The sequence below is a fragment of the Peribacillus sp. NPDC096448 genome (genome assembly GCF_044762675.1).
Classification (GTDB): Bacteria; Bacillota; Bacilli; order Bacillales; family DSM-1321; genus Peribacillus; species Peribacillus frigoritolerans_B.
On sequence record NZ_JBIWEU010000001.1, the window covers coordinates 756,837 to 770,466 of the forward strand.

13 protein-coding genes are annotated in these 13,630 nt (G+C 40.9%); 12 read left to right on the top strand and 1 reads right to left on the bottom strand.

The genetic code is table 11. From position 1 onward, the window contains the following. Positions 1 to 109 precede the first annotated feature (109 nt). The 4 genes from ACIQ0C_RS03665 (at position 110) to ACIQ0C_RS03680 (ending at position 3,744) form a co-directional block, all read left to right on the top strand. Entirely contained in the window at positions 110 to 1,456 is a 1,347-nt protein-coding gene (locus tag ACIQ0C_RS03665; protein WP_403056967.1) for an APC family permease, read from the top strand. Positions 1,457 to 1,874: 418 nt separating this feature from the next. Further along, positions 1,875 to 3,152 (top strand): Glu/Leu/Phe/Val family dehydrogenase, encoded by a 1,278-nt coding sequence (locus tag ACIQ0C_RS03670; RefSeq protein ID WP_403056970.1) that lies wholly within the window; start codon positions 1,875 to 1,877, stop codon positions 3,150 to 3,152. Positions 3,153 to 3,187: 35 nt separating this feature from the next. After that, positions 3,188 to 3,478 carry an SAV0927 family protein gene (locus ACIQ0C_RS03675; protein WP_403056973.1) on the top strand — a complete coding sequence of 97 codons (291 nt, stop codon included), beginning with the start codon at positions 3,188 to 3,190 and terminating at the stop codon, positions 3,476 to 3,478. Positions 3,479 to 3,495: 17 nt separating this feature from the next. Next, positions 3,496 to 3,744, top strand: coding sequence for a biotin/lipoyl attachment domain-containing protein (locus ACIQ0C_RS03680; protein WP_402840224.1), 249 nt, complete (start codon positions 3,496 to 3,498; stop codon positions 3,742 to 3,744). 77 nt (positions 3,745 to 3,821) lie between these two features. Here the strand turns inward: ACIQ0C_RS03680 and ACIQ0C_RS03685 are convergent, their stop codons facing one another. Next, on the bottom strand, positions 3,822 to 4,562 hold the full coding sequence (locus ACIQ0C_RS03685; RefSeq protein ID WP_402840226.1) for an IclR family transcriptional regulator: 741 nt from the start codon (positions 4,560 to 4,562) through the stop codon (positions 3,822 to 3,824). A gap of 176 nt (positions 4,563 to 4,738) precedes the next feature. On the opposite strand from ACIQ0C_RS03685, the gene ACIQ0C_RS03690 reads away from it, so the two are divergent. The 8 genes from ACIQ0C_RS03690 to ACIQ0C_RS03725 all read left to right on the top strand — a co-directional run bounded on the left by ACIQ0C_RS03690 (position 4,739) and on the right by ACIQ0C_RS03725 (position 13,516). Continuing rightward, entirely contained in the window at positions 4,739 to 5,617 is an 879-nt protein-coding gene (locus tag ACIQ0C_RS03690) for a dimethylarginine dimethylaminohydrolase family protein (protein WP_403057122.1), read from the top strand. Continuing rightward, a complete protein-coding gene (locus ACIQ0C_RS03695) occupies positions 5,614 to 7,230 on the top strand; it encodes a M20/M25/M40 family metallo-hydrolase (RefSeq protein ID WP_403056977.1) in 1,617 nt (538 codons plus the stop codon). Before ACIQ0C_RS03690 ends, ACIQ0C_RS03695 begins: the two co-directional genes overlap by 4 nt. A 166-nt stretch (positions 7,231 to 7,396) precedes the next feature. Further along, complete coding sequence (locus tag ACIQ0C_RS03700; RefSeq protein WP_402840273.1) at positions 7,397 to 8,740, top strand: YfcC family protein; 1,344 nt, start codon at positions 7,397 to 7,399, stop codon at positions 8,738 to 8,740. A 46-nt stretch (positions 8,741 to 8,786) separates the two neighbouring features. Then, complete coding sequence (locus tag ACIQ0C_RS03705; RefSeq protein ID WP_403056980.1) at positions 8,787 to 9,977, top strand: amidohydrolase; 1,191 nt, start codon at positions 8,787 to 8,789, stop codon at positions 9,975 to 9,977. A gap of 157 nt (positions 9,978 to 10,134) precedes the next feature. After that, on the top strand, positions 10,135 to 10,896 hold the full coding sequence (locus ACIQ0C_RS03710; RefSeq protein ID WP_402840234.1) for a dimethylarginine dimethylaminohydrolase family protein: 762 nt from the start codon (positions 10,135 to 10,137) through the stop codon (positions 10,894 to 10,896). Between the two features lie 52 nt (positions 10,897 to 10,948). Further along, a complete protein-coding gene (locus tag ACIQ0C_RS03715) occupies positions 10,949 to 12,364 on the top strand; it encodes an amino acid permease (protein WP_403056983.1) in 1,416 nt (471 codons plus the stop codon). 172 nt (positions 12,365 to 12,536) lie between these two features. Continuing rightward, positions 12,537 to 13,070, top strand: coding sequence for an SRPBCC family protein (locus tag ACIQ0C_RS03720; protein ID WP_403056986.1), 534 nt, complete (start codon positions 12,537 to 12,539; stop codon positions 13,068 to 13,070). A gap of 107 nt (positions 13,071 to 13,177) precedes the next feature. Further along, positions 13,178 to 13,516 (top strand): VOC family protein, encoded by a 339-nt coding sequence (locus ACIQ0C_RS03725; RefSeq protein ID WP_403056989.1) that lies wholly within the window; start codon positions 13,178 to 13,180, stop codon positions 13,514 to 13,516. Positions 13,517 to 13,630 lie beyond the last annotated feature (114 nt).

Below are 13,630 nucleotides of genomic sequence, written 5' to 3' on the forward strand. Positions count from 1 at the left end.
GCATAAAGGTAAACAGGTAAAACTTTTAAAAAAGAGGGAGGCATGGGGATTATTCTAGTTAAGAAATTGAACCTACTAGTTTGAAAGCGGTTTCAAGGAGGAATGATAGGTGGAAAATGAAGTTACATTGAAAAGATCACTGAAATTATGGCAAATCGTTATGATGGGGTTAGCATATATGACACCCATGGTCGTATTTGATACATTTGGCATTGTATCTGGGATTACGGGCGGCCATGTGCCGACTGCCTATATCGTTGCATTGGTGGGGATGCTTTTTACAGCTGCAAGCTATGGAAAACTTGTAAAGGTTTTTCCTGCTGCAGGTTCTGCTTACACTTATACGCAAAAGGCCATGAACCCGCATTTAGGATTCCTTGTAGGATGGTCTTCGCTGTTAGACTATTTGTTTTTACCTATGGTAAATGCATTGTTAACCAAAATTTATCTGACAGCATTATTTCCAGGAGTTCCTACATGGATTTGGGTAGTATTATTCGTAGCAATCGTCACCATACTCAATCTCCGGAGCGTCAATGTACTTGCTAACTTTAATGCGCTATTTGTTTTAATTCAGATTGCCATCATGGCAGTGTTCATCATTCTTGTTGTCCAAGGGTTGAATGATGGCGAAGGTACAGGAGAAGTGTTTACGATAACGCCTTTTGTAAATGAAGGAATGGACTTTTCGGCAATAATTACCGGGGCCACGATCCTTTGTTTTTCCTTTTTGGGATTTGATGCGGTAACGACACTATCTGAGGAAACGCCGGATCCGAAAAAAACGATTCCAAAAGCGATATTTTTAACTGCACTTTGGGGTGGAATCATCTTCATTACCGCATCTTTCTTTATTCAGCTCTTTTTCCCGGATATTTCCCGTTTTAAGGAACCGGATGCTGCATTACCGGAAATCGCCCTTTATGTAGGTGGGAAGCTATTTCAATCCATTTTTCTTTGTACGACTTTCGTCAATACGCTAGCCTCGGGACTAGCATCGCATGCCAGCGTTTCCCGTCTTTTGTATGTTATGGGGCGTGATAAAGTGTTTCCGGAAAAATGGATTGGATTTATTCATCCTAAGTGGAAAACACCAGCCATTAATGTACTCATAGTTGGAGTCATTTCAATGTCGGCTTTATTCTTTGATCTAGTGACAGCCACGTCACTGATCAACTTTGGTGCATTAATGGCATTTACCTTTGTAAATCTGTCAGTGATCAGCCATTTTATCATTCGGGGAAAGAAGCACCGAACGATAAAGGGGTGTATTCAATACTTAATAATGCCTTTAATTGGAGCTATAGCAATTGGCATTCTATGGATCAACCTTGAGGCAAGTTCCCTAATAATGGGGACAAGTTGGTTCATTATTGGTTTTTGTTATCTATTATATATCACAAAGGCATTCCGGAAGGCTCCGCCCCAATACCAAGTTGAAGAAATTCAGCTATGAGACTTTGCAAGTAAAAACTCATCCGATAAGAATGAGTCAGTTTGTAGCCAAAAAGGTTTTGGAATCGTTTCATTCCAAAAACCTTTTTGGTTTTTTATTTGAATGAAGCAGGTATAGGGAATGGTTGACCTCGGCCCCTTTGCCAACTCCAGTTGTCCTTCTTCTTTAAGTTCATCACAGCGAAAGTAGGCGTCATCCAGTTTGTCACCGACTGACGCATCCTAAAAGGATGCGTTTTTTTCTATGTATTTAATCATCACTTGTTACATATGCAAACCTGAATTGCTTATGAATTAATACATATATCCTGATGATTGTATGTGTGTTCAAATGGCGGTGTATTGCCATCCGTACTGTATCCTCAAAGCTGGCATGAAAGTTGCTTAATAAGTAATAAGAATAAAAGTGAGGTGCTAAAATGACAGCGGAAATTAAGGTTATTGAAAAACGTCAATTGGATAATCCACTGCAAGAATTCCAGGATATCTTAAAAGAAGCGATTGAAGTTTTGGACTATCCAGATCAGGTTTTTGATTTTCTAAAAGCGCCAATGCGTTTTCTGGAAGTCTGTATTCCTATTCAAATGGATAATGGCGAGACAAGGATGTTTCAAGGGTATCGGGCTCAACATAATGATGCAGCCGGTCCTACCAAAGGGGGGATTCGGTTTCACCCGGATGTCACTCCTGAAGAAGTTAAGGCATTGGCCGGATGGATGAGCTTGAAATGCGGAATAACCGATCTTCCATATGGAGGGGCAAAAGGCGGCATTGTGTGTGATCCCAGACAGATGAGTTCATCTGAGCTTGAACGATTAAGCAGAGGGTATGTCAGGGCAGTAAGTCAAATAGTGGGCCCTACAAAAGATATTCCGGCACCTGATATGTATACGAATTCACAAATCATGGCCTGGATGCTGGATGAATATGATCACATCAGGGAATTCGATTCACCAGGCTTCATTACAGGAAAGCCTCTGAGATTAGGAGGATCGAAGGGCAGGGAAAAGGCCACTTCCAAGGGAGTATTATATACACTTCAAATGATATGTGATTTAAAGGGGATTCCTATTGAAGGCATGCGGGTAATCATCCAGGGATTCGGGAATGTTGGCAGTCATTTAGCATTGTATTTACATGAAATGGGGGCCAAAGTTGTCGGAATAGCGGATGAGCTTGGAGGTTTATATGATCCGAATGGATTGGACATTCCTTACCTTTTGGAGAACAGGGACTCTTTTGGGGTCGTTTCGAACTTATACAAAGATTCATTATCCAATCAGGAATTATTGGAAAAAGAGTGTGATGTGCTGATTCCCGCAGCTATTAGCGGAGTTGTGAATAAGGATAATGCAAAACGACTGAGATGTGAAATCCTGATTGAAGCAGCAAATGGGCCGACGACAAAGGAAGCGATCAAAATTCTCGATGATAAAGGTATAGTGCTAGTCCCGGATATTTTGGCGAATTCAGGAGGGGTGATAGTCTCGTATTTTGAATGGTGCCAGAACAACCAAGGTTATTACTGGACGGAAGAGCTTGTAGATGAACGTTTGAAGGAAAAGATAACGGCCAGCTTTTTGAATGTCTACCATACTTCCCAAAAATATTCCGTGAACATGAAAGTGGCTGCATATATTGAAGGGATTCGCAAAATAGCAGAAGCATCCCAGCTTCGGGGGTGGGTCAGGTTCTGAACGAATTTAGGGCTTACAAGAAAGGAGGCAATCCGTTGAATTTTGATATTCTTTCCGAAAATAAAGAAAACCAGGCCATTCATCATTATTGCTTATTGTCACAAGATTATCGATATGATGTGACCATTGTATATTCGGCCCAGTTTTTCGGTAAAGCAATGGTGACTTCCATGAAAAGCGGAAGAATGATCCTGCTTTGTGCCAATGATATTAATTTAGATCAATACTGGGCTCCGACCCTTGGCATTGAACAAGAAGATATATCTGAGTTCCAAAACTTTCTCAAGTTAGTTTTACAAACCCCATTTCATTTTGAAGAATACTGAAGGAAGGAATGATATAAATGTACGTAGATGTGATTCTTAGCCCTTGTGATGGCAGGATTGAAAAAATTTCAATATCCAAAAACTCCAGATTTTACGAATGGGAACAATTATTTCAGGTTAAGAAGGCAGATGGAAGTGTGGAAATCATTGATATTGGTGTAAGCGGGAAAATAGAATCATTGGAGGTATTGGAGGGCGAACCAGTGGTGGCCGGCGAGGTCCTCGCCTATTTCAGGGAAGATTTATTCGTGACCGGCAGCGATTGATATATAAACGAAAAGAAGATGAAATGATTCATCTTCTTTTTCGGCTTATCCGATAACCCTCCACTGCTCTCTTATTTTCATGTTCCCCTATACCCCAATTTTGCAGAAACCCTATTGCCAGTTTCCATCACATTCTTAATGAGGAAATCAAGTCTTTCATCTGTCAGGTTAAAGCTGACAAAACCAATGCTCACCGCACCGTGAACTTCCCCAAAATGGTTCAATATCGGCACGGCAACAGAACATGTTCCCTCTGTTCTTTCACTGTGACTGATTCCATGTCCCTTCATTTTAGTCTCTTGCAATATATCCCAAAAAGCTGCTCTTTCTTGAGGTGGCAGAAGAGTATCCACGATTTTTTTTGTTTGATTATATGGCATATAGGCGAGCATCGCTTTATTGGCAGCGCCGATATGCATAGGTACTCGTGAGCCAAGCTGGTCATAAACCCGGATTTGGCTTTTTTCACTGTCGATTCTTTCGATTACGAGTGATTCCATCCCGACTGGTTGGCTAAGATAGACGCTTTCTTCCACTTTGTTCATCAGCCTTTCCAGTTCAGGCCTTATTTGGCTAATATAATCCATTTTGTCATACATACGTAAACCATATTCGAGCCAAATATTCCCCAAACCATATTGTTTGGATTGCCCGTCCTGTTGAATTAATCCATGCAAGGACATTGCTTTTAACAAACGATGCATGGAGCTGACAGGAAGATCACATTCTTGGGAAAGTTCCGTAATTGACAGCCAGTTTTCCGATGAATTGGATACCAGCACCTTTATAACGTTCATTGCACGGTCAATTGATTGCATAAACAAACCACCTATCTTTCAATCCAAGTTAAATGAAGTATTAATTTATTTGAAAATTTAAAACATATTGACATTATAACAAAACTAAATTTATAATAAAAGAAAAAATTCCTATTAGCGGAAACGTTTTCCGATATGCGGAAAAGGAGGGGGAGGCAGTGACTTATTGTTCGTCCATGTACAAACCATTGGAACATGTCATTGTAAAACATCCGAAAGAAGCTTTCATTAGTCAAGAGCATTTAAGCCAAACATGGCGGAACTTCAACTTTCTGGAAGAGCCAGATTTCAACGAAGCGCTAACGGAGTATCGTGACTTTATTTCCATTTTGGAGAAATATGTTCCAAACATCGATTATTTGCCAGCATCTTCGGTAGTCGGCATTGATTCCTTATATGCGCATGACCCGGTCAAATTCACAAGCCAAGGGGCCATCATTTTAAAGTCCGGGAAAGAATCGAGGCAGCCTGAAGCGAATGTATACAAGGAATTTTGTAAGGAAAAGAACATCCCGATCATTGGGTATTTAACGGGTGATGCGGTCGCGGATGGGGGTGATATCGTTTGGCTTGATGATAAGACCTTGGTTGTCGGACATGGTTATCGTACAAACGCTGAAGCCATTCGGAAATTAAAGGAAATGACCGCACATCTTGTGGATGAATTCATCGTAGTTCAGCTTCCGCATGATCAAGGAGAGGCAGAGTGTCTCCATCTTATGTCTTTCATCAGTATGGTCGACCATGATTTAGCGGTAGTTCATTCCCGTCTTATGCCTGTCTTTTTTAGAAAACTGCTTATTGAACGAGGCATTCAGCTTATCGAAGTGCCGGTTGATGAGTACTTGAACTTGGGTTGTAATGTGCTTGCCATCGCTCCGCGGGTTTGCGTGATATCTTCTGGGAACGCTTACACGAAGCAAAGGCTTATTGATGCGGGAGCAACAGTTTATGAGTACAAAGGGACTGAAATCAGTTTCAAAGGCACTGGCGGTCCTACCTGTTTAACCTGCCCGGTGGTGCGTGCAAATAATGATGAAGGGGGATTGGAATGAGTCAATTACTATGGGGTACTCCAGAAACGCTCCGTGCTTTGTTGTGTGAACTTGTTAGCTGGGAAAGCCGTTCTCTTACACCAGGGGAGCGGATGTTCCCTTATAAAGTACAAGAGAAATTAAGGGAGCTTGATTATTTTAAAAGGAATCCGGCATACTTATCGCTTCACGAGGCAGATTTAGGAAGGAATTTTGTCAATGCCTTTTATAAACATCCCGATAGCAAGGAGACTGTTGTATTAATTAGCCATTTTGATACGGTTCATACTGAAGAATACGGTGATCTTGAGTCTCTTGCATTTCAACCAGAGGAGCTCACGAAAAAACTTCATGACAGGAAAGATGAACTGCCGGAAGAAGCTCGCATTGATCTGGAATCAGGAAAGTACTTGTTTGGCAGAGGAACGATGGATATGAAAATGGGGCTTGCCCTTCATATGGCTATCATCGAAAAGGCAAGCATCGAACAATGGCCGATCAATCTCCTGCTGTTAACGGTTCCAGATGAGGAAGTGAATTCTGCGGGAATGAGGGCTGCAGTTAAAGAACTTGTGACTTTACGTGATAAATATGACCTTTCCTATAAAATGTTTTTTAATAGTGAACCGTCCTTTTCACAGAAACCGGGCGATAATAGACATTATATTTATTCAGGAACTTTGGGGAAAATCATGCCGGCTGCCCTTTTTTATGGGAAAGAAACTCATGTAGGTGAGCCATTAAAGGGCATAACGGCCAACTATATAGCCTCGTTCCTCACGCAGCTCATGGAGTGGAACACTCTTTTTCTGGAAAGTGACCTTGGCGAGGAAACACCTTTACCAGTATCGCTTCAGCAAAAAGATCTAAAACTACAATATTCAACACAGACACCTTATCGGGCAGCAGCGCTTTATAATGTGTTCATCATGAAAAGAACAGCTGCAGAAATAATGGATCTATTCGAGCAGGTTGCAAACGAAGCAGCGATGAAATGCAATGAATCTTATAAAGAGCTTTGTCTACGTGAACAAATTGAAGGTGTAGGCGAAGTACAAGTGTTGCGCTATGAAAAGTTACTTTCATATGCCGAGGGTAAATTTGGCGGGAGGTTTGTTGAGGAAATAAAGAGTGAAGTTAAAGGAAACACCGATTTGGATGAGCGGGAAAAATCAGTGCGGATCGCTGAAAAATTGATGATACAATGTCAGGAGCTTTCACCCGCCATTGTATTGTTGTTTGCACCGCCATATTATCCAGCCGTCAATACGTCCGATGATCCGCTTATCATCAAATCTGTGAAATTAATGAAGGAAACTGCCAGCTTGCTTGATTGTGAAGTCAGCCAAATTCATTATTTTAATGGCCTTTGCGATTTAAGCTATGTTCAATATAGTGATGAGTCCGATGGCTGGACGGCTTTTGAAAAAAATACACCAGTCTGGGGCGATACTTACAGCATTCCTTTTGCCGATATGCAAAAACTTCAGGCACCCGTACTTAATGTGGGTCCGTTCGGCAAGGATGCACACCAGCGTACTGAGCGCCTTCACATCGATAGCGCCTTCGTCCATACGCCGGTTATGCTGGAAAAGTTAATAAAGAGTATGTTTAAGTGTTTGGTAGAGAAGTGATGGTCCGACAGGAGAACTGGATTAAAAGTATAAAACTTTAACTGGGGGTATTTATATGAATGACCTGCCTGGTGGTCAAATCACTTCCGAGCCGCTTAATCCGAATAATAAGCCACTTAACCAACTAACGCAGTTACCGGAAAATGGGATTAATCCTTTTGTATTAATGTTTATCGTAATTGTAATAGTGACGGTTTTAACATATATCTTACCAGCTGGCCAATATGAGAGAATTGAAAAGGATGGCCGAAGTGTAGTCGATCCTGCTTCTTTTGAATTCGTTGAATCAACACCAGTGGGATTATTGGAAATGTTCAGCAGTATTCACGCAGGGATGATTGAAGGAGCGTCAATAATCTTGTTCGTCTTTTTGTTTGGCGGAGCACTGGGAATCATGCAGGCAACAGGGGCACTGGATTCTTTCATTAAGTTTGTGGCTGTCCGATTCGGAACAAAAGAGAAATTGCTTATTCCGTTGATGGTATTAATCTTCGCATCGTTAGGGACACTGATCGGGTCTGCTGAAGATGCATTAGTTTATATCGCAATCATTGTTCCGATGACGATTGCATTAGGCTTTGATGCACTTACTGGTTTTGCGATCGTCATCCTTGGAACATTGGCGACTGGATTCATTTCGGGCATTACGAACCCATTTAATGTTGGAGTTGCCCAAAGCATTGCTGAATTGCCCATGTATTCAGGAATGGGATTACGAATCGCTCTTCTTGCGGTGTTTTATGTCGTTACAGTATTGTACATCTATTTCCATGCCATGAAGGTTAAAAGAAACCCTGAACTGGGGGAGTATGGGAAATTCAGGCGTGAAGAACATGCACACCTTGATAAAAACTTTAGGATGAGCAAAAGACATTGCGCTGCTTTAATTATTTTATTGGTGAATTTCATTCTATTAGTATATGGAGTTATTAAATTAGGATGGTATATAAGTGAAATTGGCGGCTTGTTTTTATTAAGCGGGATCATAATGGGCCTAATTGGAGGCTTAACTCCGTCCAAGATGGCTAATGGTTTTATTTCGGGAGCAGGCGATATGGTTTCAGGGGCATTGATAATAGGCGTTGCGCAGACAATCTTGGTCATCATTACAAGTGGCGGATTGCTTGATACTATTTTATATTATGCTGCAGGATTGGTTGAGCAGCTTCCTCCCGCCATAAATGCAATCGGAATGTTCATTGTCCAATTATTCCTTAACTTCATTGTTCCATCCGGAAGTGGACAAGCAGCATTGACGATGCCGATCATGGCTCCATTAGCGGATATAATGGGTGTGACAAGACAAACGGCAGTTTTAGCTTTCCAATTAGGGGATGGGATATCGAATATGATATTTCCGACTTCTGGAGTGCTATTGGCTGGACTGGCAGTGGCAGGCATATCATTTACGAAATGGGTAAAATGGGTATTTCCCTATCTTTTGATTCAGGTTGCGATAGCGATTATCTTTTTGATCATTGCTCAAAGCATACAGTATGGCCCTTTTTAAAGATTAAAAATCAGAATATTGGCGCTATGGGATGGAGGAGGCATTTATGATGAAGACAATACAGGAGACAGTTGTGGATGAAGTGGTTTCATGGAGGCGTCATTTTCATGAAAATCCCGAGCTCTCGTATCAGGAGCACCAGACTTCCGAATTCATCTATAGGAAATTAAAAACCTTTACAGGATTAGAAGTGACAAGACCTACCGAAACGAGCGTTTTAGCGGTTCTCAAAGGAGCTAAAAAATCACCCCGAAAATCGAATACCATTTCCTTTCGTGCAGATATTGATGCACTCCCGATTGAAGAGGAAGCAGATATTGAATATAAATCAAAAAATCCTGGGGTTATGCATGCTTGCGGACATGATGCACATGCTGCGATGTTATTAGGTGCTGCTAAAGTCCTCTCTGGAAAAAAAGATGCAATTAATGGGGAAATCAGGTTTATTTTCCAACACGCCGAAGAAGTTCTGCCAGGAGGAGCTCAGGAATTGGTGAAAAAAGGGGTCATGGAAGGAGTGGATTATGCATTCGCACTGCATGTTACTCCTTATGAACGAACAGGAACAATATGTTTAAGGGAAGGGGTATTTTGTGCAGCAGCCGATGATTTTGAAATTAAAATTATTGGTCAGGGCGGTCATGCGTCGACTCCGGAATTAACGGTAGATCCGCTTATCATTGGTGCAGAAATCACGACGAATATTCAACATATCGTTTCCAGAAAAATTTCAGCTCTTAGGACACCTGTCATTTCAGTCACCCAGTTCCATTCCGGAAGTGCGCTCAATGTCATACCTGAATATGCAGAAATCGGTGGAACCATTCGTTCCTTGGACTCTGATAGCCGAGTGAAAGCAAGGGAGTATCTAGAGCAAATCGTTAAGGGGATTTCAGAAGCGCATGGGGCAAAATGTGAAGTCACTTGGTATTTAGGGTATCCAGCAGTGGTAAATGATAAAGCTGCCGTTGATATTTCAAGAACGGTCATGGAGGGGATTTTTGAAGAAAATAATATCATCCAGGTTGATGATCCTATGTTTGGGACAGAAGATTTTTCGGCTTTTTCCGAAATCGTTCCCTCTTCCATGCAATTTCTAGGCGTCCATGATAATGAGTTTGGAAAAGCTTATCCCTTGCACCATCCTAAATTTAAAATCGATGAGAAGGCTTTAGGGTATGGAGTAAGATATTTTGTAGGAATAGCGGATAAATTATGCGGTCATCAAAATAATTGAGAAAGCATGGGCTCAGAAGGGACACCCATTATAGTTAAGAAAGGCTTTCGGTTGCCTATTCTCTCGCTTTTGTCATAGTTAAGCAGCTGCTTGAACAGTAAAAAGGTTAATTTACCGAATTTTTAAAAAATAAGCTACCTATTCAGGAGGAATATATATGTTTAATCACGCGATTGTAAGAAAGATTGGAAAAAGTTTTGTAAATGGATTAACAACATCGGATTTAGGAAACCCGGATTATGAAAAAGCGCTTGTACAACACGAGGCTTATGTAGAAGCATTAAAACGCTGCGGTGTGAAAGTGACCGTTCTCGAATCGGATGAGAGATACCCTGATTCCACGTTTGTGGAAGATACCGCGGTGTTGACGCCAAAATGTGCCCTTGTAACCAATCCTGGTGCAGAAAGCCGGAATGGTGAGATTAATGAAATGAAAGAAGTTTTAAAGGACTTTTATGACACAATCGAATATATTCAATCTCCAGGTATGTTAGATGGCGGAGATGTAATGCAAGTTGAAGATCACTTCTATGTTGGTCTTTCAACTAGAACAAATGAAGCTGGTGCTCTGCAGTTCAAAGATATTATGGGTAAATATGGTTATGGCACGACCATCATTCCCCTTAAGAAATTCTTTCATTTAAAAACGGGCGTCAATTACCTGGGAGACAATAATTTATTAGTGGCAGGGGAATTCATTAATCACGAGGCTTTTACTAGCTTCAATCAAATAACCGTAAAACAGGAAGAAGAATATTCCGGTAACTGCGTCAGAATGAACGATTGCGTTATTGTCCCTAAAGGATTTGAGGGTACAAAGAAAAAAATTGAAGATTTGGGATACACAGTGATTGAAGTGGAAATGTCAGAATTTCAAAAACAAGATGGCGGGCTTAGTTGTCTTTCATTGAGGTTCTAAGTTGGTTTGGGAGAAGGCATATGCTTAATAGATAAAATAAGGACGTGATTATATGGGGTATGGACTGGAGAATAATGATCAGCTGCAACGCTCAATGAAAAGACGCCATTTATTTATGCTTTCACTTGGCGGCGTAATTGGTACAGGTCTTTTTTTAAATGCAGGCTATACAATTAACCAAGCGGGGCCAGGAGGTGCCTTGGTCGGTTACCTAGCCGGCGGTCTTATTTTGTATATGGTCATGGTTTGCCTGGGCGAGCTAGCCGTTCATATGCCGGTTACAGGATCATTCCAAAAGTATGCTACCGAATATATTGGGCCTTCTGCCGGTTTCTCTCTAGGATGGATGTATTTCGTAGGTTCAGCCGCAACTGCAGGAGTTGAATTTACGGCAGCAGGAATATTGATGAAACAATGGTTCCCCCATAGTCCTACCTGGATTTGGTGTGCTGCGTTCATAGTGCTTTTATTTACATTGAATGCATTAACGACAAGAGGTTTTGCAGAGGCGGAATATTGGTTCGCTGGAATAAAAATCGTTGCAGTGATTTTGTTTATCTTGATTGGAATCGCTGGTATCTTTGGTTTTGTCTCTTTATCTGATCGTCCGACCCCATTCTTCGAGAATTTGGCTCCTTCCGGTCTTTTTCCGGCAGGCGGCATTACAATTATCTTTGTAACAATGATGAATGTAATATTTTCTTATCAAGGCTCAGAACTAATAGGAATAGCGGCAGGTGAAAGTGAAAAACCTGAAGAAAACATCCCTAAAGCCATTCGAAACGTATTATTTAGAATCATCGTTTTTTACATTTCGTCCATTATCATCCTTTCCGCCATATTCCCTTCTTCGGAATTAGGTTTATTGGAAAGTCCTTTTGTAACTTTGATGAAGATTGCGGGGATTCCTTATGCAGCAGGTATCATGAATTTCATTATTTTGACAGCCATTCTTTCAGTGGGGAATTCATGTCTTTATGCATCTACAAGGTTGCTTTGGTCGATGGCCCATGATGGGATGGCGCCAAAGGTGTTTGGTCTATTGTCCAAAAGGAAAGTGCCTTTGAATGCCCTTCTTTTTACGATATGCTTTTCGCTTCTCTCGTTATTGACTAGCTTCATTGCGGCGGATACTGTGTTCGTGATACTTATGTCCATAGCCGGTATTTCCGTAACGATCTCATGGATGGGAATTGCTTTATCACTATATATGTTTAGAAAGAAATTTATTAAAGCAGGTGGTAAAACGGAAGACTTACAATACATAGTACCATTTTACCCATTTGTCCCGTTGTTTTGTTTAGGCTTTTGTTTGCTGATTTTAGTATTCCTTGCCTTTGACCCTACCCAACGAGTTGGTTTGTTTTATGGAATAGGATTTTTGGTAGCCTGTATATTATTCTATAAATTTAAATTGGCTAAGAAAGTGGAGTCGAATACTAACTTTGAAAATGAAAAAATATTGTAATAGAGTGCTATATCGATGCTCCTTCGTATTAAAAGGTTAGCCAGTCTTTACTGGTTGACCTTTTTCTTGTAGCTGCGGTCACTTGGATGATTATTTACTGAATCGAGAGGAAAATACTGACATTGTGACGAAGTAGAAGGAATATCTTACAAAATAGGAAGGAGGAATTGAAATGTCTGATAACAAAGTGACTAATAACATCACAACGAGCGTAGAGGGGCGGGATCTTGTCATGGAGCGTATATTTGACGGGCCGCGGGAACATGTTTTTAAAGCATTTTCAAATTCTGAGCACTTGGCTGGATGGTGGGGACCGAGTGGATGGCAAACGGAAAATCGGGAGTTTAATTTTAAGCCTGACGGTGTATGGCATTATTGCATGCGGTGCACAGATGAAACCCAAGGTGAATTTTATGGCCAAGAATCTTGGGGTAAAGCTGTTTATCAAGAAATAATCGTACCGGAGAAGATTGTCTTCACGGACATGTTTGCAGATGAAGAAGGCAGCGCAGCCGACGGTATGCCAGTTACACTGGTAACGTTGACGTTTGTTGAACACGAGGGTAAGACAAAACTTATCATGCGTTCTCGATTCGCTTCAGTTGAGGGACTTCAGCAAGTAATGGAAATGGGTGTAGTCCAAGGATGTGCCTCACAATTTTACCGCCTCGACTACCTTCTGGAAAAGCTTCAGCAGATTGGGTGATAAGAATTCTATTAAACAGGAACGCTTTTCTAATGATGCTGAGGGAAAGCATATGAAAGACTAACTATCTTACCGGATGGAGACGGAAAAAAGAATAGGGGGAAGTAATGAAAATCAATCACATAAATTTAACAGTTAATGATGTTACAGCTTCACGTGAGTTTTTAGAAACATATTTTGGATTGACATGTGCAGGAAGTGGAGGAGATGGTTTCGCCGCAATGAAAGATGATGATGGTTCCATATTGACACTAATGAAAGGAAGCAATGTACAATACCCCAAGACTTTTCATGTAGGATTCATACAAGAAAATGAAGAACAAGTTGACAGGATCAATCAGCTGTTGAAGGATGATGGATTCAAGGTAAAACCTCCACAACACTTACACAGATATACTTTCTACGTAGAAGCGCCTGGAGGATTTAACGTTGAAGTATTGTGTTAAAAAAAATGAAGAGGAAATACCGTTTTCTAATGATGAATTAGGTGGAGAAAGTGAAAAAGATGGTAGTAAAAGTGATAAATATCGTAGTCATTATAAAATCTAGTATCTCCTTTT

What these genes read in the sequence shown, in the direction of transcription:
- ACIQ0C_RS03670 (WP_403056970.1), top strand. Translation starts at nt 1,875, where the DNA reads ATGACAGCGGAAATTAAGGTTATTGAAAAACGTCAATTGGATAATCCA.
- ACIQ0C_RS03680 (WP_402840224.1), top strand. Translation starts at nt 3,496, where the DNA reads ATGTACGTAGATGTGATTCTTAGCCCTTGTGATGGCAGGATTGAAAAA.
- ACIQ0C_RS03685 (WP_402840226.1), bottom strand. Translation starts at nt 4,562, where the DNA reads ATGCAATCAATTGACCGTGCAATGAACGTTATAAAGGTGCTGGTATCC.
- ACIQ0C_RS03690 (WP_403057122.1), top strand. Translation starts at nt 4,739, where the DNA reads ATGTACAAACCATTGGAACATGTCATTGTAAAACATCCGAAAGAAGCT.
- ACIQ0C_RS03695 (WP_403056977.1), top strand. Translation starts at nt 5,614, where the DNA reads ATGAGTCAATTACTATGGGGTACTCCAGAAACGCTCCGTGCTTTGTTG.
- ACIQ0C_RS03700 (WP_402840273.1), top strand. Translation starts at nt 7,397, where the DNA reads ATGTTTATCGTAATTGTAATAGTGACGGTTTTAACATATATCTTACCA.
- ACIQ0C_RS03705 (WP_403056980.1), top strand. Translation starts at nt 8,787, where the DNA reads ATGATGAAGACAATACAGGAGACAGTTGTGGATGAAGTGGTTTCATGG.
- ACIQ0C_RS03710 (WP_402840234.1), top strand. Translation starts at nt 10,135, where the DNA reads ATGTTTAATCACGCGATTGTAAGAAAGATTGGAAAAAGTTTTGTAAAT.
- ACIQ0C_RS03715 (WP_403056983.1), top strand. Translation starts at nt 10,949, where the DNA reads ATGGGGTATGGACTGGAGAATAATGATCAGCTGCAACGCTCAATGAAA.
- ACIQ0C_RS03720 (WP_403056986.1), top strand. Translation starts at nt 12,537, where the DNA reads ATGTCTGATAACAAAGTGACTAATAACATCACAACGAGCGTAGAGGGG.
- ACIQ0C_RS03725 (WP_403056989.1), top strand. Translation starts at nt 13,178, where the DNA reads ATGAAAATCAATCACATAAATTTAACAGTTAATGATGTTACAGCTTCA.